The following is a 17,916-nucleotide window of genomic DNA, read 5'->3' as shown; positions in this document are numbered from 1 at the left end:
GCAGCTCCTACAGGGAAAACATAAAACCCATGTAGGAGCTGCCGAAAGCTGCGATCTTTTGATTTCAAAGGTCTGTGGATAACTCAGCCCTTCTTGACCTTCTCCGGCCGCTTCCAGCCATCGATGTTCTTCTGGCGAGCACGCCCGATGGCCAACTGGGATTTATCCACAGTCGACGTAATGGTCGAACCCGCCGCTGTGGTCGCACCATCGAGGATATCCACAGGCGCCACCAACGAGTTGTTGGAGCCAATGAACACATCTTCACCCAACACGGTCTTCCACTTGTTGGCGCCGTCGTAGTTGCAGGTGATGGTGCCGGCACCAATATTGGTGCGCGCGCCCACTTCGGCATCGCCCAGATAAGTCAGGTGACCGGCCTTGGCACCCTCGCCCAGGTGCGCGTTTTTCAACTCGACGAAGTTACCCACATGCGCGCGAGCTTCCAGCACTGTACCTGGACGCAGACGAGCAAATGGGCCGGCATCGCTGCCTTCACCCAGGATGGCACCTTCGATATGGCTGTTGGCCTTGATGACCACGCCTTTGCGCAGGGTGCTGTCCTTGATCACGCAGTTCGGGCCGATCACCACGTCGTCTTCGATGACGACCTTGCCTTCGAGGATCACGTTGATGTCGATCAGCACGTCGCGGCCAACCGTGACGTCACCGCGAATGTCGAAACGCGCCGGGTCACGTAGCGTCACACCTTGAGCCATCAAACGACGACCGGCGCGCAATTGATAATGCCGTTCCAGTTCGGAAAGCTGCTTGCGATCGTTGGCGCCCTGCACTTCCATGGCGTCGTGCGGTTGCTCGGTGGCTACCACCAGACCATCGCTCACGGCCATGGCAATGATGTCGGTCAGGTAGTACTCGCCCTGGGCGTTGTTATTGGAGAGACGGCTCATCCAGTCGCCAAGACGGGCAAAAGGCAGCGCCAGAATGCCGGTATTGCCTTCGGTGATTTTTCGCTCGGCTTCATTGGTATCTTTCTGCTCGACAATCGCCGTGACCTTGCCCTGCGCATCACGAACAATGCGGCCGTAACCGGTCGGGTCATCCAGTTCGACGGTCAGCAAGGCCAATTGCTCTGGCCCCACCTGCTTGAGCAGACGTTGCAGGGTATCGACTTCGATCAACGGCACATCGCCATAAAGCACCAGCACATTGTCGGACTGAATGAACGGCACGGCTTGAGCGACGGCGTGACCGGTACCCAGTTGTTTATCCTGCAGGACGAAGTTCAGATCATCCGCCGCCAGGCGTTCGCGCACGGCATCGGCGCCATGGCCGATCACCACGTGAATGCGCTGTGGATCAAGTTGCCGGGCGCTGTGGATAACATGTCCGAGCATGGAGTTGCCGGCAATCGGGTGCAAAACTTTCGGCAAAGCGGAACGCATGCGCGTGCCTTGGCCAGCAGCGAGAATAACGATTTCAAGAGACATGACTGGCTACCAATCCTGGGTGGTCAGCGGCTGCGACCAGGTTGTAAAAATCGGAAAAGAAAAAAGGGTAGCCGAGGCTACCCTTTTTAATCAATCGCACAACAAGCGCAGCCTTAGTGGCCGAACTTCTTGCGGATCTGCTGGACGGTGCGCAGCTGAGCTGCAGCCTCGGCCAGACGTGCGGCAGCAGAACCGTAATCGAATTCAGCGCCACGTTCATGCAAGGCCTTCTCGGCAGCCTTAACGGCTTCCTGAGCGGAGGCTTCATCCAGATCGGCAGCACGTTGCACGGTGTCGGCAAGTACCTTGACCATGTTCGGCTGAACCTCGAGGAAACCACCGGAGATGTAATACACCTCCTCTTCCCCGCCCTGCTTGACCAGGCGGATCGGACCTGGCTTCAGATTAGTGATCAGCGGCGCGTGACCCAGGGCGATACCAAGATCACCCAGTGCACCGTGCGCAATCACCATCTCGACCAGACCGGAAAAGATTTCCCCTTCCGCGCTGACGATATCGCAATGGACTGTCATAGCCATCTGATTGCCTCAACCTAAATTAGCGCCCGTTGCCGGGCGCCGGGATTACAGTTTCTTGGCTTTCTCGATCGCTTCTTCGATGCCGCCAACCATGTAGAACGCTTGTTCTGGCAGGTGGTCGTAGTCACCGTTGAGGATGCCTTTGAAGCCAGCAATGGTGTCTTTCAGGGAAACGTATTTACCCGATGCACCGGTGAAGACTTCAGCCACGAAGAACGGCTGCGACAAGAAGCGCTGGATCTTACGAGCACGGTTTACCAACTGCTTGTCGGCTTCCGACAGCTCGTCCATACCCAGGATCGCAATGATGTCCTTCAGTTCTTTGTAACGCTGCAGCACGTACTGAACACCGCGAGCGGTTTCGTAGTGGTCGTTGCCGATCACGTTCGGGTCCAGCTGACGCGAAGTCGAGTCCAGTGGGTCTACCGCCGGGTAGATACCCAGGGAAGCGATGTCACGGGACAGAACGACGGTGGCGTCCAAGTGGGCGAAGGTGGTCGCTGGCGACGGGTCGGTCAAGTCGTCCGCTGGTACGTATACCGCCTGGATCGAAGTAATCGAACCTTGCTTGGTCGAAGTGATGCGCTCTTGCAGCACGCCCATCTCTTCAGCCAGGGTCGGCTGGTAACCTACTGCCGAAGGCATACGGCCCAGCAGTGCGGATACTTCAGTACCGGCCAAGGTGTAACGATAGATGTTGTCGACGAACAGCAGAACGTCGTTACCTTCGTCACGGAACTTCTCGGCCATGGTCAGGCCGGTCAGTGCTACGCGCAGACGGTTTCCCGGCGGCTCGTTCATCTGACCGTAAACCAGTGCCACTTTGTCCAGAACGTTGGAGTCCTTCATCTCGTGGTAGAAGTCGTTACCCTCACGAGTACGCTCACCCACACCGGCGAACACGGAATAACCGCTGTGCTCGATGGCGATGTTACGGATCAGTTCCATCATGTTTACGGTCTTGCCTACACCGGCACCACCGAACAGACCGACTTTACCACCCTTGGCGAACGGGCAAACCAGGTCGATAACCTTGATGCCTGTTTCCAGCAGCTCGTTGCCACCGGCTTGTTCAGCGAAGGTTGGCGCAGGACGGTGAATGCCCCAACGCTCTTCTTCGCCGATCGGGCCAGCTTCGTCGATCGGGTTGCCCAGTACGTCCATGATCCGGCCCAGGGTCGCTTTACCGACCGGTACGGAGATGGCTGCGCCAGTGTTGTTGACGTCCAGACCGCGCTTCAAGCCTTCGGTGGAGCCCATCGCAATGGTACGAACCACGCCGTCGCCCAGCTGCTGCTGAACTTCCAGAGTGGTTTCGGCGCCTTGAACTTTCAAGGCGTCGTAGATGCTCGGTACGCTGTCGCGTGGGAATTCCACGTCGATAACGGCGCCGATGATTTGAACGATACGTCCGCTACTCATAGCTGGATCCTCTGAATATTTGAACCGTTAAACCGCGGCAGCGCCGCCGACGATTTCCGAGATCTCTTGGGTGATCGCAGCCTGACGCGCCTTGTTGTAGACCAGCTGCAAATCGCTGATCAAATCACCGGCGTTGTCGGTAGCGTTCTTCATCGCGATCATCCGCGCAGCTTGTTCAGCCGCGTTGTTCTCGACCACCGCCTGGTAGACCTGCGACTCCACGTAACGGACCATCAAGCCGTCGAGCAGCTCCTTGGCATCCGGTTCGTAGAGATAGTCCCAGTGGTGCTTGAGTTCTTGATCCGGGGTTGCCACCAGTGGAATCAACTGCTCCACGGTAGGCTGTTGCGTCATGGTGTTGATGAACTTGTTGGACACCACGGACAGGCGGTCAATACGGCCGTCCAGGTAGGCATCCAGCATCACCTTGACGCTGCCGATCAGATCATTGATCGACGGCTCTTCACCCAGGTGGCTGATAGCTGCAACGACGTTACCGCCGAAGTTGCGGAAGAAAGCCGCACCCTTGCTACCAACTACACACAGATCGATCTCGACGCCGTTTTCGCGGTTTACCGCCATGTCCTTGACCAAAGCCTTGAACAGGTTGGTGTTCAAGCCACCACACAGACCACGGTCACTGCTCACTACGACATAACCGACACGCTTTACTTCACGGTCGATCATGAACGGGTGGCGATATTCCGGGTTAGCGTTGGCCAGATGACCAATAACCTGGCGGATGCGCTCCGCATAAGGACGGCTAGCAGCCATGCGCATTTGTGCCTTGCGCATTTTGCTGACCGCCACTTTTTCCATGGCGCTGGTAATCTTTTGCGTGCTTTTGATGCTCGCAATCTTACTGCGAATCTCTTTTGCGCCTGCCATGTAACACCTATCAGGTTAGCAAGCGGGAGCCGCTAGGCTCCCGCTGCGGCTTACCAGGTTTGGGTGGCCTTGAACTTCTCGATACCGGCTTTCAGGCCGCCATCGATTTCGTCATTGAAGTCACCCTTCACGTTGATCTTCGCCATCAAGTCGGCGTGATCGCGGTTGAAGTAAGCAATCAGCGCTTGTTCGAAGCTGCCGATCTTGGCGATTTCAACGTCGGTCAGGAACCCACGCTCAGCGGCATACAGCGACAGCGACATGTCGGCGATCGACATTGGCGCGTATTGCTTCTGCTTCATCAGCTCGGTAACGCGCTGACCATGCTCAAGTTGCTTACGGGTCGCTTCGTCCAGGTCAGAAGCGAACTGGGCGAATGCCGCCAGTTCACGGTACTGAGCCAGAGCGGTACGGATACCACCGGACAGCTTCTTGATGATCTTGGTCTGAGCGGCACCACCCACACGGGATACCGAAACACCGGCGTTCACTGCAGGGCGGATGCCCGAGTTGAACATGGCCGATTCCAGGAAGATCTGACCGTCGGTGATGGAAATCACGTTGGTCGGAACGAACGCGGAAACGTCGCCAGCCTGGGTTTCGATGATCGGCAGTGCGGTCAGGGAACCGGTTTTGCCGGTCACTGCGCCGTTGGTGAACTTCTCTACGTACTCTTCCGAAACGCGGGATGCGCGCTCCAGCAGACGGGAGTGGAGATAGAACACGTCGCCTGGGTAAGCTTCACGGCCTGGTGGACGGCGCAGCAGCAGGGAAATCTGGCGGTAAGCCACTGCTTGCTTGGACAGATCGTCATAAACGATCAGCGCGTCTTCACCGCGGTCGCGGAAGTATTCGCCCATGGTGCAACCGGAGTACGGAGCCAGGAACTGCAGTGCTGCAGATTCCGAAGCGCTCGCTGCAACGATGATGGTGTTAGCCAGTGCACCGTTTTCTTCCAGCTTGCGAACAACGTTGGCGATGGTCGATTGTTTCTGACCAATTGCTACGTAGACGCAGAAAATGCCGCTGTCTTTCTGGTTGATGATCGCGTCGATCGCCAGAGCGGTTTTACCGATCTGACGGTCACCGATGATCAGCTCACGCTGGCCACGGCCGACAGGGATCATGGCATCGACAGCCTTGTAGCCAGTCTGTACAGGCTGGTCTACCGACTTACGCCAGATCACGCCTGGAGCAACTTTCTCGACCGCGTCGGTCTCGGTGTTGTTCAGCGGACCTTTGCCGTCAACTGGGTTACCCAGTGCGTCGACTACGCGACCCAGCAGTTCCTTACCAACCGGAACTTCCAGGATGCGGCCAGTGCACTTGGCGCTCATGCCTTCAGCCAGAGTCTGGTATGCGCCCAATACAACGGCACCTACAGAGTCTTGCTCCAGGTTGAGGGCCATGCCGAAGACGCCGCCCGGAAACTCGATCATCTCGCCGTACATTACGTCGGCCAGACCGTGAATCCGCACGATGCCGTCAGATACGCTGACGACAGTGCCTTCGTTACGGGCTTGGGAGGTCACATCGAGCTTGTCGATGCGGCCCTTGATAATTTCACTTATTTCGGAAGGATTGAGTTGCTGCATTGCTCTGCTGCCCCTTCAAACTCAAGATTTCAATGCTTCGGCAAGTTTCGCGATTTTGCCGCGAATCGAGCCATCGATAACCAGGTCGCCGGCGCGGATGACAACACCCCCAATAAGGGATGAATCTTCCTCGACTTGCAGGCGCACTTCCCGGTTGAGTCGTGCACTGAGAACCTTGGCGAGTTTGTCTTGCTGTTCTTGGTTCAATGCGAAGGCACTGGTCACTTCAACGTCTACCGATTTCTCTTGCTCGGCCTTGTACAGGTCGAACAGAGCGGCGATCTCCGGCAACAGCGGGAGACGGTCGTTTTCGGCAACGACGTGAATGAAGTTCTGTGCCTTTACATCAAACTTGTCGCCGCACACGTCAATGAACGTGGCGGCCTTTTCTGCGCTCGTCAGTCGCGGGGCCTTGAGCACGCGCTGCATGGTGTCGTCTTGCGACACCGCTGCTGCCAGGCCGAGCATGGCTGACCAATTGGCCAGTTGCTGGTGGGCCTGAGCGTGCTCGAAGGCCGCCTTAGCGTAAGGTCGGGCCAACGTGGTCAGTTCTGCCATGATCGCCCTCGCTTAGATTTCAGCAGCCAGTTGGTTAACCAGCTCTGCGTGCGCGTTTTGATCGATTGCTTTGCCCAGGATCTTCGAAGCACCGCCAACGGCCAGGCTACCCACTTGGGCGCGCAGCGCGTCTTTGACGCTGTTCAGTTCCTGTTCGATCTCGGCCTGAGCCTGAGCCTTCACACGGTCAGCTTCGACGCGAGCCTGTTCACGGGCTTCGTCGACAATCTGGGTACCGCGTTTCTTGGCTTGCTCGATGATTTCAGCTGCCTGAGCTTTCGCTTCGCGCAGTTGCTGACCCGCTTTTTCTTGGGCCAACTCCAGGTCGCGAGCTGCTCGGCTGGCAGCGTCCAGACCATCAGCGATCTTCTTTTGACGTTCGTGCAGAGCCGTGATGACCGGAGGCCATACGAACTTCATGCAGAACAGTACAAAAATCAGGAACGCAACGGACTGGCCAATCAGGGTCGCATTAATGTTCACGCCAACACCTCGCAGTTACGTTGTCCATCACACCAAATTACCCGGAAGATCCGAGTAATTAGCCAGCGATCTGACCAACGAACGGGTTCGCAAAGGTGAAGAACAGAGCGATACCAACACCGATCATGGTTACGGCGTCGAGCAGACCGGCAACGATGAACATTTTAACTTGCAGCATTGGAACCATTTCTGGCTGACGCGCTGCGCCTTCCAGGAACTTGCCGCCCAGCAGGCCGAAACCAATTGCGGTACCCAGTGCGCCCAGGCCGATCAACAGTGCAACAGCGATAGCGGTTAGACCAACTACAGTTTCCATCTTTCCTCCCGACTTTTACGTCGTATGGTTTAGGTTTTTTTAATTTAAAGCGGTAAAACAAATCGTTTCAGAGGCCCCGTGAAGAGCCCCTTCCCGTTTGACCGGGAAGGACATCAGACTAGTCGAGACTGGTCTTAATGGTTTTCTTCGTGCGCCATCGACAGGTAGACGATGGTCAACATCATGAAGATGAACGCCTGCAGGGTTATGATCAGGATGTGGAACACAGCCCACGCCCACTGCAGAACGACGCCCAGGCCGCTGAGCCAGAGCAGACCGCTGCCGAACATCACAGCAATCAGGATGAAGACCAGTTCGCCGGCATACATGTTGCCGAACAGACGCAGAGCCAGGGAGATCGGCTTGGCGATCAGGGTCACGAATTCCAGCAGGAAGTTCACCGGGATCAGCAGGGCCTGAACGAAGATGTTCTTGCTGCCGAACGGGTGCAGGGTCAGCTCGCCGATGAAGCCGCCGAGGCCCTTGACCTTGATGCTGTAGAAAATGATCAGTGCGAAAACCGAGAACGCCATGCCCAGGGTCGCGTTCGGGTCGGTGGTCGACACGGCACGGAACGGGATGTGGTGGTCGCCGGAGATCAGGATGGCCAGTTGAGGAATCCAGTCGACAGGTACCAGGTCGACGGCGTTCATCAGGAACACCCAGACGAAGATGGTCAGTGCCAGCGGTGCAATCACCGGGCTACGGCCATGGAAGCTGTCTTTCACGCTGCCATCGACGAATTCGACCAGTACTTCAACGAAGTTCTGCAAAGCACCTGGCTGACCGGAAGTCGCCTTCTTTGCCGCCATGCGGAAAAGAAGAACGAAGATCAGACCCAATGCGACCGACCAGCCGAGGGTATCGACGTGGAAAGCCCAGAAGCCCATTTCCTTGGCTTCTGCTGCGGTGTGGGCAAAGCCCCAGCCGCCGGTTGGGTGCTGACCGAAGGTCAGGTTCTGCAAGTGGTGCTGGATATAGCCCGAAGCGGTTGTTTCTGCCATGGTTGCCTCAAACGCCCTAAGGTCTCGAAAGTCTTGTTCTCATCAGCAGGGGAGCGAACCAGCTGACTGACTGAGTCAGCACGAAGACACCGAATACTGCAATCGGCGCCAATGGCTTCACACCTGCAAACACCAGTGCAAACAGCACTGCCGTCAAAATCAGTTTGCCTGCCTCGCCGGCATAAAAAGACCGGACGATGGACTGGGCTGCTCGGGCGCCGGAAAACCGAAATGCCCTGTGAGCGAAATAAACATTGGGCAGCAAGGCTATCAGGCCTCCGCAAAGTCCCGAGTACCCGGCAACGACTCCCCGCCATTGCCAGAGCGCCAAAGCAGCGATGAGCAAAACGACAAATTGAGCCATTAACACCGGAAAAACTGCCAGGCGATGGAAGGGCAAGCGGTTTGGCGTGCGGGTTTCCATCACTTTTGCTCTCCAATGGTCGGCTGCCAGAATTCAATAACTTGGCATAATTTGTGCCGACAAAATGCGCGCAGAGTATAGGGGCGGTTCTGCCCCTATTCAACTGTCAGGTAGTGATTTCCGACTGCGCGCTACATGAGGAAATGTTTCAGCGAATATGTGCGAGCACACCTTGGAGTTCATCCAGGGAGTTGTAGCCGATCACCAACTGCCCTTTACCCTTCTTACCGTGGCGAATCTGCACCGCAGAGCCTAGGCGCTCGGCCAGACGCTGTTCGAGGCGGGCGATATCCGGGTCCGGTTTTTGGGGTTCCACAGGCTCCGGTTTGCCACTCAACCACTGGCGAACCAGTGCCTCAGTCTGGCGCACGGTCAGTCCGCGTGCGACAACATGTCGCGCCCCTTCAACCTGTTGATTTTCCGGCAAACCGAGCAAAGCACGGGCATGACCCATTTCCAGGTCGCCGTGGGACAGCATGGTCTTGATGACTTCCGGCAAGGAAATCAGGCGCAACAGGTTAGCCACGGTCACCCGGGACTTGCCCACGGCTTCGGCCACCTGTTGCTGGGTCAGCTGGAACTCCTGCTGCAAACGCTGCAGGGCCACCGCCTCTTCAATCGGGTTCAGGTCTTCGCGCTGGATGTTCTCGATCAGGGCGATGGCGATCGCGGTTTCATCGGGTACATCGCGAACCATCGCCGGGATGGTTTCCTGCCCGGCCTGCTGGCTGGCGCGCCAGCGACGTTCGCCCGCAATGATTTCAAAACGACCGCTGCCGATCGGGCGAACCACGATGGGCTGCATGACGCCCTGGGCCCTGATCGACTGCGCCAACTCTTCCAGCGCCTGCGGGTCCATGTCACGACGCGGCTGGTATTTGCCGCGCTGGAGCAGATCCAGGGGAAGGTGTTGCAGTTCACGCTGATCGGCTTGCGCCGCTTGTTCTTCCAGCGAGCTGACAGTCGGACCACTCAACAGAGCATCCAGTCCACGTCCGAGACCTCGTTTCTTGACGGCCATGGGGATTCCTTAAGTTGCCTGAGCGGCGGCGATGCGTGAGTTTTTGCGTTGACGACGAACCATTTCGCCCGCCAATGCCAGATAGGCAACGGCACCTCGCGATGCTTTGTCGTACGCCAGCGCCGGCATGCCGTAGCTTGGCGCTTCGGCCAGGCGGATGTTGCGCGGAATGACGGTGTCGTAGAGCTGTTCGCCGAAGTGTTCCTTGAGCTGCGCCGAAACATCGTTCATCAGGCTCAGGCGCGGGTCGTACATCGTCCGCAGCAGACCTTCGACCTTGAGGTTCGGATTGAGCAGTTCAGCGATACGCTTGATGTTATCCACAAGGTCGCTCAAGCCTTCGAGCGCGAAGTACTCGCACTGCATGGGGATAATGACCCCATCGGCGGCAACCAGTGCATTCAAGGTCAGCATCGACAGCGACGGGGGGCAGTCGATCAGGATGTAATCATAGTTTTCCCGGATCGGCGCCAGCGCACTGCGCAGACGGCTTTCCTTCATCTGCATTTCCAGCAGAACCACTTCGGCCGCGGTCAGGTCGCGGTTGGCCGGCAACAGCTGGTAACCACCGTGTTCGGAGAAGTGCATGGCCTGGGCCAGGTCGCACTCGCCGATCAACAGGTCGTAGACCGAGTTTTCCAGGCCATGTTTATCCACACCGCTACCCATGGTGGCGTTGCCTTGTGGATCGAGGTCGATCAACAGCACCCGGCGCTTGGTCGCGACCAGGGATGCTGCGAGGTTGATGCAGGTGGTGGTTTTGCCCACGCCACCTTTTTGGTTCGCTATCGCGAATACCTTAGCCATTCTTGCTTGTGTTCCCAATCATGCCGTGCGGCGCAGTATCAGCAGATGGCGTTGGCCTTGGCAACCAGGTACGGCCAGGGCGTGTTCGCTATCGAGGTGGAAGTCTGCCGGCAATGCTACCAGCTCATCGGCCGGATGAACGCCCTTCATTGCCAGCCAGCGTGTTTCGCTATCGCCGAGGTGGCGAGTCCAGTTGCTGAAGTTTTCCATGCTGCTGAACGCCCGGGAAATGATCCCGTTGAAGGGTTGGGCAGGCTGGAACGCTTCGACGCGACTGTGGATAACTTGCAGGTTATCCAGTTTGAGTTCGAGTTTGACCTGGGTCAGGAAGCGGGTTTTCTTGCCGTTGCTGTCCAGGCACGTCACCTGGGACTCAGGAAACAGGATAGCCAGCGGAATGCCGGGCATGCCGCCGCCACTGCCGACGTCGAGCCAGCGTCCGTTTTCGATGAATGACATCACGCTCAGACTGTCGAGCAGGTGACGGGAGACCATTTCGTCCGGATCACGCACGGCGGTGAGGTTGTAAGCCTTGTTCCATTTGATCAACAGGGCCAGATAACCCAGCAGTTGCGCGTGCTGGGTTTCTGTCAGCGTGACGCCAAGCTGGCGGGCACCTGTGGATAACTCTTCTGCGTGTTGCGAAGTGACCAACGAACTCAAGCGCTTTGCTCCAACTGACGGCCCGCGCCGCGTTTTTTCAAATGAATCATCAACAGCGAGATGGCTGCCGGCGTTACGCCCGGGATACGCGAAGCCTGGCCCAAGGTTTCAGGGCGGGTCGCACCGAGCTTGCTCTGGATCTCTTTGGAGAGACCGGAAATATTCGTGTAGTCGATATCCACAGGCAGTTTGGTGTCTTCGCTGGCGCGCAGGCGGGCGATTTCATCCTGTTGACGATCGATGTAGCCGGCGTACTTGGTCTTGATTTCGACCTGTTCGGCGACTTGTGGATCTTCTGCGCCGCCACCGGTCACTGAGATCAGACCAGCGTAGTCGATTTCCGGACGGCTCAAGAGATTCAGCAGGTTGTATTCGTGGGTCAGCGGCGTGCCGAATTTTTCGGCAATCGCATCGCCCTGTTCGGTGCCCGGGCGAACCCAGGTGCTTTTCAGGCGCTGCTCTTCCAGTTCGATGCTTTCGCGTTTTTTGCAGAAAGCCGCCCAACGCGCGTCATCCACCAGGCCCAGTTCGCGACCTTTTTCGGTCAGGCGCAGGTCGGCGTTGTCTTCGCGCAGGATCAAACGGTATTCGGCGCGGGAAGTGAACATCCGGTACGGCTCTTGGGTGCCGAGGGTAATCAGGTCGTCGACCAACACGCCGATATAGGCCTCGTCGCGACGCGGGCACCAGACCTCTTTGCCTTGCGCGCGCAGTGCGGCGTTGGTCCCGGCCAGCAAACCCTGGGCGCCGGCTTCTTCGTAACCGGTGGTGCCATTGATTTGCCCGGCGAAGAACAGACCGCCGATCACTTTGGTTTCCAGGCTGTACTTCAGGTCGCGCGGATCGAAGTAGTCGTACTCGATGGCGTAGCCCGGGCGCACGATGTGTGCGTTTTCCATGCCGCGGATCGATTGCACGATCTGCAATTGCACATCGAACGGCAAGGATGTGGATATCCCGTTCGGGTACAGCTCGTTTGTGGTCAAACCTTCCGGTTCGATGAAGACCTGGTGGCTTTCCTTGTCGGCAAAGCGGTGAATCTTGTCTTCGATCGACGGGCAGTAACGCGGACCGATGCCTTCGATCTCGCCTGCATCGGAATACATCGGCGAACGGTCGAGGTTCGCCGCGATGATTTCGTGGGTACGGGCGTTGGTGTGGGTAATCCAGCAACTGATCTGCCGTGGATGCTGCTCTTTGGACCCCATGAACGACATCACCGGGATCGGCGTATCGCCGGCCTGCTCGGTCATCACCGAGAAATCCACAGAACGGGCGTCGATACGCGGCGGCGTACCGGTCTTCAGGCGACCGACCCGCAAAGGCAATTCACGTAGACGGTGAGCCAGGGCTATCGACGGTGGATCACCGGCACGGCCGCCGGAGAAATTCTGCAATCCAATGTGGATAAGTCCGCCGAGGAAGGTGCCGGTGGTCAATACCACCGAGTCGGCGAGGAAACGCAGGCCCATCTGGGTCACTACGCCGCGCACTTGTTCCTGCTCGACGATCAGGTCATCAGCGGCCTGTTGAAATATCCACAGGTTCGGCTGGTTTTCCAGGATTTCGCGGACAGCGGCCTTGTACAGAATCCGGTCGGCCTGTGCACGGGTGGCACGTACGGCCGGGCCTTTGCGGCTGTTCAACACGCGAAACTGGATGCCGCCTTTATCGGTAGCCATGGCCATCGCGCCGCCGAGGGCGTCGATTTCCTTGACCAGGTGGCTTTTGCCGATCCCGCCAATGGCCGGGTTGCAACTCATGGCACCGAGGGTTTCCACGTTATGCGTCAGCAACAGGGTTTTCACCCCCATACGTGCTGAGGCCAGTGCTGCCTCGGTACCGGCATGACCGCCGCCGATGACGATCACTTCAAAACGGGAAGGGAAATCCACCACGCACCTCGTGCCTGCTTAAGTAGGTAATTCAGGAATAGTTTGAGCTCAGGTTTTTGGACCTGGTCGACAAGTATAGGGACTTCGCCCTTCCTAAAGAACCCTTTGCACAAAATTTAACCAGCTGTGGAAAAGTCGGAGTTATAGAAATTAAAAAGAGAGAAATTTATTAAATCTTTGTTTTTATGTTTATTTCTATGCACCTACCTTTCTGTGGATAGATCTCTACATCCCTTTATTTTCAATATGTACAGCGATTCAAAACCCTGTGTTCATGTGCCAATGAGGCCCTTGGATAACCGGTGTAAGCCTGTGGATGAAAGGGGTGCTTATCCACAGAGGTGGTTATGTTCAGTTTTCAGGCCCTGTTATCAACTGACCTTAGCGGCGGTTATTCACAGGGCTTAATCCACAAAAAAGCGTCGTTTGCCCGAAATTCAGGCACGAGAATTCCGCTCAAGCAGACAAAGTCCGCTCGGCACTGGAGGGTTTATTCAGAAAAAGAGAGAGCAGACAGGCACGAACGGCCTGTCTGTGAACAACAGGGGGGCTACTTGCCGATACAGAAGCTGGAGAAAATGCGCCCCAACAAATCGTCAGAGCTGAAAGCACCGGTGATTTCCCCAAGCGACTGCTGAGCCTGGCGCAGATCCTCGGCCAACAACTCGCCAGCACCGGCCAGTGTCAACTGGGCCCGACCATGCTCGAGGGCAGCACTGGCATGACGTAGCGCCTCCAGGTGACGCCGACGCGCACTGAAGCTGCTTTCGGACGTTTGCTCGTAGCCCATGCAGGCCTTGAGGTGATCACGCAGCAGCTCCAGACCGGCACCTCCGGACTTGGCGCTCAGGCTGATAGTGACGTGGCCGTCGTCGCTGATCTCCAAGGCAATGGCCTCGCCCGTAAGGTCGGCCTTGTTGCGGATCAGGGTCACTTTCGCTGGATCGGGACGGGTTTCGAGAAATTCCGGCCACAGTGCGAACGGATCGAGGGCTTCCGGCGCGGTGGCATCGACCACCAGTAATACCCGATCTGCTTCACCGATGGCTTTCAGGGCACGTTCGACGCCAATTTTTTCCACATGGTCATCGGTATCGCGCAGACCGGCGGTATCCACCACATGCAGCGGCATGCCATCAATGTGGATATGTTCACGCAGTACGTCACGGGTAGTACCGGCAATTTCAGTCACGATCGCCGCTTCGCGCCCGGCCAGTGCATTGAGCAGGCTGGATTTACCGGCATTCGGACGACCGGCAATGACCACGGTCATGCCGTCTCGCAGCAAGGCACCTTGCCCGGCTTCGCGCATGACAGTGGATAACTCGTCGCGCACTTTGTCGAGCATGCTCAGGACATGGCCATCGGCGAGGAAGTCGATTTCCTCTTCGGGGAAATCGATGGCCGCCTCGACATAGATGCGCAGGCCAATCAGTTGCTCGGTGAGGTTATGCACACGTGACGAGAAAGCACCCTGCAGGGAGCGCAATGCGTTTCGCGCAGCCTGGGCAGAGCTGGCTTCAATCAGATCGGCAATGGCCTCGGCCTGGGCCAGGTCAAGCTTGTCGTTGAGGAACGCGCGCTCGCTGAACTCCCCCGGCCGGGCGAGCCGGCAACCCAGTTCCAGGCAGCGCTTGAGCAACATATCCAGAACGATCGGGCCACCATGCCCCTGGAGTTCCAGCACATCCTCGCCGGTAAACGAGTTTGGCCCCGGAAAATAAAGCGCGATGCCCTGGTCCAATACCTCATCGTGTTCACTGAAAAACGGGCCGTAGTGGGCAAATCGCGGCTTGAGCTCGCGACCACTGAAAGCCTTGGCCGCAACGCTGGCCAACGGCCCGGAAATACGCACGATGCCTACACCGCCACGACCTTGAGCGGTGGCGACGGCGGCGATGGTTTCACGAGGAACGCTCATAAACCGGTATCCAGACAAAAGTGACAGATAGCAAAACGCCCCACTAGGGGGCGTCTTGAGTGGTTATCCACAGTGTAAATCAGGCAGCTGCCTTGGTAGCCGCTTCGATCTTACGAGTGATGTACCACTGTTGGGCGATCGACAGGCAGTTGTTCACTACCCAGTACAGCACCAGACCCGCCGGGAACCACAGGAAGAAGAAGGTGAAGATGATCGGCATCAGCTTCATCACCTTGGCCTGCATCGGATCCGGAGGAGTCGGGTTCAGCTGCTGCTGGATGAACATGGTTGCACCCATGATGATCGGCAGAATGAAGAACGGATCCTTGATCGACAGGTCAGTAATCCACAGCATGAACGGCGCCTGGCGCATTTCAACGCTTTCCAGCAGAACCCAGTACAGCGAGAGGAAAACCGGCATCTGCACGAGGATTGGCAAGCAACCACCCAGCGGATTGATCTTCTCTTTCTTGTACAGCTCCATCATGGCTTGCGACATTTTCTGCCGGTCATCACCATGTTGCTCTTTCAGCGCGGCCAGTTTCGGTGCCACTGCACGCATGCGCGCCATGGATTTGTAGCTGGCAGCCGACAGCGGGAAGAAGATCCCTTTGATCAGCATGGTCAGGAAGATGATCGACCAGCCCCAGTTACCCACAATCGCGTGGATGTGTTGCAGCAACCAGAAGATCGGTTGGGCGATGAACCACAGAATGCCGTAGTCGACAGTCAGTTCCAGGCCTGGGGACAACTCTTTCAGCACGGCCTGGCTTTTCGGGCCGGCGTACAGAACAGCGCTGGTCTCGGCCTTGGCACCCGGGGCAACACTCATCGATGGGCCAGTGTAGCCGATGATGTAGTTGCCTTTGCTGTCTTTACGGGTCTGGACGACGTTGTTTTCGCCCTTGGCCGGGATCCATGCGGTCACGAAGTAGTGCTGCAACCAGGCAACCCAACCGCCAGTGACGGTTTCTTTCAGCGGCGCTTTGTCCATGTCCTTCATGGACACTTTCTTGTACGGCTCCGAACTTGTCCACAGGGCGGCGCCCAGGTAAGTCGCGGTGCCGGTAGCCGTGGTCGACGAAGGATCGGCGCTGGCGTCACGCTTCAACTGGGCAAACATCGCACCGGTCCAGGGCTGGGCGCTCTGGTTGTCGATCAGGTAGGAAACGGTTACGTCATACAGGCCGCGTTTCAGGGTGAAACGCTTGATGTAGTTGACGCCGTCCTTGCTGAACTTCAGGTCCACGACCAACTGGTCCTGACCGTCAGCCAGTTGATAAACCTTCTTCTCCGAGGAATAAACCGGACGACCGGCCGGATTTGCATCCGGACCGTTGGTGCCGATCAGACCGCTTTGTGCCAGATAAGTACGTTCGCCGCCGTTATCGAACAGCTGGAACGGAATTTCCGGGTGATCCTGACGACGCGGATACAGCGGCAGGGTCAGCAGGGCAACATCACCACCTTGTGGGTCGACAGCCAAGTCCAGTACATCCGTTTTGATCTGGATGAGGTCCTTGCTCACAGCCACCGGTGTTTCGGCAGGTGCGCTGGTGTCGCTTGCAGCACGTGGAATGTCGTCACTGGCGGAAGCGTTGGAGCCAGATGCCGTATCCGGCAGGCCCGATGCAGTCGTATTGGTGGCAACATTCTGAGTCGGCAGGGCAGCCTGGCCATAGTCCTGGTTCCATTTAAGAACCATAACGTAGGACACGATTGCCAGGGCGACGATCAGGATCGTGCGTTTGATATCCATGATTACTCGGCCATCGAAGAAGAACGGGAGGTAGGGATAGGTGGAACCGGGTCATAACCACCGGGATTCCACGGATGACAGCGACCTAAACGACGAAAGGTCAGCCAGCCACCGCGAAGAAGGCCATGATTTTCGATGGCTTCTAACGCGTAGCAGGAACAACTGGGGTAGAAACGACAGTGACTGGCCATCAGGGGACTAATGGCATAGCGATAAAACTGGATCGGAACGAGTGCCAGTTTACGCATCTGGACTGTCTACCCCTACAGTTTCGGTTTTGACTGCTGGTACCGGCGAACTGCGAGCCAGGCGTTTCCAGAGTTTGCCGAAATGCTGAATCAATTCGGGGTTTTCTACGTCACCCAAACCTTTGCGCGCGACGATAACAATGTCCCAGCCGACCAGTGAATCCTGGTTCAGGCGAAACGATTCGCGCATCAGACGTTTGAGGCGATTGCGCTCGACGGAGAGCTTTACGCTCTTTTTCCCGATAACCAACCCGAGACGGGGGTGATCAAGATCGTTGTTGCGCGCAAGGAGCAGGAGATTTTTCCCCGGAACCTTGCCGGTAGGGGAGTCAAAGACTGCCTTGAAATGCCGGGGAGTAAGCAGACGCTTTTCCCGACTGAAGTCCTGACTCACCTCCAGTGCCGGCTTATCAAACTGCCAGACGCGCACGACCTTTGGCGCGACGACGCGACAGTACGGCACGACCGTTCTTGGTAGCCATGCGAGCACGGAAACCGTGGGTACGAGCGCGTTTGATAGTGCTTGGTTGGAAAGTACGTTTCATTGTCGTGTTACCTGGTTCGTCCACAACGGGCCGGAATGGCCCCCGTTTTAAGAGACCGGGGATTCTAGAGAAAGCAAGCCTTCAGGTCAATTTCCAACCAGCGTTTCCTTATAAATAGATCTCCAGGCGTTTTGCGCTGAACGAACCGCCGCTAAATATAAAAATAAGAAAGGAAAGTATTTAAAGCTTTTCTGTAAAGCTTATAAAAGCTGGGCCCGCACCATTCTGTGGATAAGTGGTTTCAGGCCTTGTTTTACCTAGTGTACAGAGAATGACAACTACAGTGGAAAACCGTGTTCAGCCTGTGCTGCGCTATCGGATAACCTGTGTGTGGAAAGCCAGTTTATCCACAGGCCGGTTATCCACCGACTTTCGCC

19 protein-coding genes are annotated in these 17,916 nt (G+C 57.0%); all 19 read right to left on the bottom strand.

All coding sequences use genetic code 11. From position 1 onward, the window contains the following. Positions 1-83: 83 nt before the first annotated feature. Positions 84-1,451, bottom strand: coding sequence for a bifunctional UDP-N-acetylglucosamine diphosphorylase/glucosamine-1-phosphate N-acetyltransferase GlmU (gene glmU / locus PMI26_RS28620; RefSeq protein WP_033047297.1), 1,368 nt, complete (start codon positions 1,449-1,451; stop codon positions 84-86). Positions 1,452-1,564: 113 nt separating this feature from the next. Beyond that, positions 1,565-1,990 (bottom strand): F0F1 ATP synthase subunit epsilon, encoded by a 426-nt coding sequence (locus PMI26_RS28625; RefSeq protein ID WP_007969909.1) that lies wholly within the window; start codon positions 1,988-1,990, stop codon positions 1,565-1,567. 45 nt (positions 1,991-2,035) lie between these two features. Continuing rightward, on the bottom strand, positions 2,036-3,412 hold the full coding sequence (atpD, locus tag PMI26_RS28630; RefSeq protein WP_007969907.1) for a F0F1 ATP synthase subunit beta: 1,377 nt from the start codon (positions 3,410-3,412) through the stop codon (positions 2,036-2,038). Between the two features lie 27 nt (positions 3,413-3,439). Beyond that, entirely contained in the window at positions 3,440-4,300 is an 861-nt protein-coding gene (gene atpG / locus PMI26_RS28635; protein ID WP_007934344.1) for a F0F1 ATP synthase subunit gamma, read from the bottom strand. Between the two features lie 50 nt (positions 4,301-4,350). Further along, on the bottom strand, positions 4,351-5,895 hold the full coding sequence (gene atpA / locus PMI26_RS28640) for a F0F1 ATP synthase subunit alpha (RefSeq protein ID WP_007969905.1): 1,545 nt from the start codon (positions 5,893-5,895) through the stop codon (positions 4,351-4,353). Positions 5,896-5,916: 21 nt separating this feature from the next. Beyond that, positions 5,917-6,453: a F0F1 ATP synthase subunit delta gene (locus PMI26_RS28645; RefSeq protein ID WP_007969904.1), complete on the bottom strand. Its 537-nt coding sequence runs from the start codon at positions 6,451-6,453 to the stop codon at positions 5,917-5,919. Positions 6,454-6,465: 12 nt separating this feature from the next. Then, entirely contained in the window at positions 6,466-6,936 is a 471-nt protein-coding gene (locus PMI26_RS28650; RefSeq protein ID WP_007969903.1) for a F0F1 ATP synthase subunit B, read from the bottom strand. A gap of 58 nt (positions 6,937-6,994) precedes the next feature. Further along, a complete protein-coding gene (gene atpE, locus PMI26_RS28655) occupies positions 6,995-7,252 on the bottom strand; it encodes a F0F1 ATP synthase subunit C (RefSeq protein WP_003097235.1) in 258 nt (85 codons plus the stop codon). 134 nt (positions 7,253-7,386) lie between these two features. Further along, positions 7,387-8,256 (bottom strand): F0F1 ATP synthase subunit A, encoded by an 870-nt coding sequence (gene atpB / locus PMI26_RS28660; protein WP_007969902.1) that lies wholly within the window; start codon positions 8,254-8,256, stop codon positions 7,387-7,389. A gap of 16 nt (positions 8,257-8,272) precedes the next feature. Further along, positions 8,273-8,680 (bottom strand): F0F1 ATP synthase subunit I, encoded by a 408-nt coding sequence (locus tag PMI26_RS28665; protein WP_007969901.1) that lies wholly within the window; start codon positions 8,678-8,680, stop codon positions 8,273-8,275. A 148-nt stretch (positions 8,681-8,828) separates the two neighbouring features. Then, complete coding sequence (locus tag PMI26_RS28670; RefSeq protein ID WP_007969899.1) at positions 8,829-9,701, bottom strand: ParB/RepB/Spo0J family partition protein; 873 nt, start codon at positions 9,699-9,701, stop codon at positions 8,829-8,831. Positions 9,702-9,710: 9 nt separating this feature from the next. Beyond that, the gene (locus tag PMI26_RS28675; RefSeq protein ID WP_007969897.1) at positions 9,711-10,508 is read right to left on the bottom strand and encodes a ParA family protein; all 798 of its coding nucleotides are present in this window, start codon (positions 10,506-10,508) and stop codon (positions 9,711-9,713) included. 18 nt (positions 10,509-10,526) lie between these two features. Continuing rightward, a complete protein-coding gene (gene rsmG / locus PMI26_RS28680) occupies positions 10,527-11,171 on the bottom strand; it encodes a 16S rRNA (guanine(527)-N(7))-methyltransferase RsmG (protein WP_007969895.1) in 645 nt (214 codons plus the stop codon). Further along, complete coding sequence (mnmG, locus tag PMI26_RS28685) at positions 11,168-13,066, bottom strand: tRNA uridine-5-carboxymethylaminomethyl(34) synthesis enzyme MnmG (RefSeq protein ID WP_007969893.1); 1,899 nt, start codon at positions 13,064-13,066, stop codon at positions 11,168-11,170. The genes rsmG and mnmG overlap by 4 nt, the downstream gene beginning before the upstream one ends. 550 nt (positions 13,067-13,616) lie before the next feature. Continuing rightward, entirely contained in the window at positions 13,617-14,987 is a 1,371-nt protein-coding gene (mnmE, locus tag PMI26_RS28690; RefSeq protein WP_007969891.1) for a tRNA uridine-5-carboxymethylaminomethyl(34) synthesis GTPase MnmE, read from the bottom strand. A gap of 79 nt (positions 14,988-15,066) precedes the next feature. Continuing rightward, complete coding sequence (gene yidC, locus PMI26_RS28695) at positions 15,067-16,746, bottom strand: membrane protein insertase YidC (RefSeq protein ID WP_007969890.1); 1,680 nt, start codon at positions 16,744-16,746, stop codon at positions 15,067-15,069. 2 nt (positions 16,747-16,748) lie between these two features. Beyond that, on the bottom strand, positions 16,749-16,994 hold the full coding sequence (gene yidD, locus PMI26_RS30210; protein ID WP_010207715.1) for a membrane protein insertion efficiency factor YidD: 246 nt from the start codon (positions 16,992-16,994) through the stop codon (positions 16,749-16,751). Next, a complete protein-coding gene (gene rnpA, locus PMI26_RS28700; RefSeq protein ID WP_015097448.1) occupies positions 16,987-17,388 on the bottom strand; it encodes a ribonuclease P protein component in 402 nt (133 codons plus the stop codon). Before rnpA ends, yidD begins: the two co-directional genes overlap by 8 nt. 16 nt (positions 17,389-17,404) lie before the next feature. Next, positions 17,405-17,539 (bottom strand): 50S ribosomal protein L34, encoded by a 135-nt coding sequence (gene rpmH, locus PMI26_RS30205; protein WP_003213577.1) that lies wholly within the window; start codon positions 17,537-17,539, stop codon positions 17,405-17,407. Between the last annotated feature and the right edge of the window lie 377 nt (positions 17,540-17,916).

Source organism: Pseudomonas sp. GM33, from assembly GCF_000282295.1.
Lineage (GTDB): Bacteria > Pseudomonadota > Gammaproteobacteria > Pseudomonadales > Pseudomonadaceae > Aquipseudomonas > Aquipseudomonas laurylsulfatiphila.
The sequence above is the reverse complement of the archived record's forward strand: the minus strand, read 5'-3'. Positions and strand labels throughout refer to the sequence as shown.

Bases quoted from the DNA above. Each gene is read 5' to 3' on its own strand.
- glmU (WP_033047297.1), bottom strand. From the start codon at position 1,451: ATGTCTCTTGAAATCGTTATTCTCGCTGCTGGCCAAGGCACGCGCATG.
- PMI26_RS28625 (WP_007969909.1), bottom strand. From the start codon at position 1,990: ATGGCTATGACAGTCCATTGCGATATCGTCAGCGCGGAAGGGGAAATC.
- atpD (WP_007969907.1), bottom strand. From the start codon at position 3,412: ATGAGTAGCGGACGTATCGTTCAAATCATCGGCGCCGTTATCGACGTG.
- atpG (WP_007934344.1), bottom strand. From the start codon at position 4,300: ATGGCAGGCGCAAAAGAGATTCGCAGTAAGATTGCGAGCATCAAAAGC.
- atpA (WP_007969905.1), bottom strand. From the start codon at position 5,895: ATGCAGCAACTCAATCCTTCCGAAATAAGTGAAATTATCAAGGGCCGC.
- PMI26_RS28645 (WP_007969904.1), bottom strand. From the start codon at position 6,453: ATGGCAGAACTGACCACGTTGGCCCGACCTTACGCTAAGGCGGCCTTC.
- atpE (WP_003097235.1), bottom strand. From the start codon at position 7,252: ATGGAAACTGTAGTTGGTCTAACCGCTATCGCTGTTGCACTGTTGATC.
- atpB (WP_007969902.1), bottom strand. From the start codon at position 8,256: ATGGCAGAAACAACCGCTTCGGGCTATATCCAGCACCACTTGCAGAAC.
- PMI26_RS28665 (WP_007969901.1), bottom strand. From the start codon at position 8,680: ATGGAAACCCGCACGCCAAACCGCTTGCCCTTCCATCGCCTGGCAGTT.
- PMI26_RS28670 (WP_007969899.1), bottom strand. From the start codon at position 9,701: ATGGCCGTCAAGAAACGAGGTCTCGGACGTGGACTGGATGCTCTGTTG.
- PMI26_RS28675 (WP_007969897.1), bottom strand. From the start codon at position 10,508: ATGGCTAAGGTATTCGCGATAGCGAACCAAAAAGGTGGCGTGGGCAAA.
- mnmE (WP_007969891.1), bottom strand. From the start codon at position 14,987: ATGAGCGTTCCTCGTGAAACCATCGCCGCCGTCGCCACCGCTCAAGGT.
- yidC (WP_007969890.1), bottom strand. From the start codon at position 16,746: ATGGATATCAAACGCACGATCCTGATCGTCGCCCTGGCAATCGTGTCC.
- yidD (WP_010207715.1), bottom strand. From the start codon at position 16,994: ATGCGTAAACTGGCACTCGTTCCGATCCAGTTTTATCGCTATGCCATT.
- rpmH (WP_003213577.1), bottom strand. From the start codon at position 17,539: ATGAAACGTACTTTCCAACCAAGCACTATCAAACGCGCTCGTACCCAC.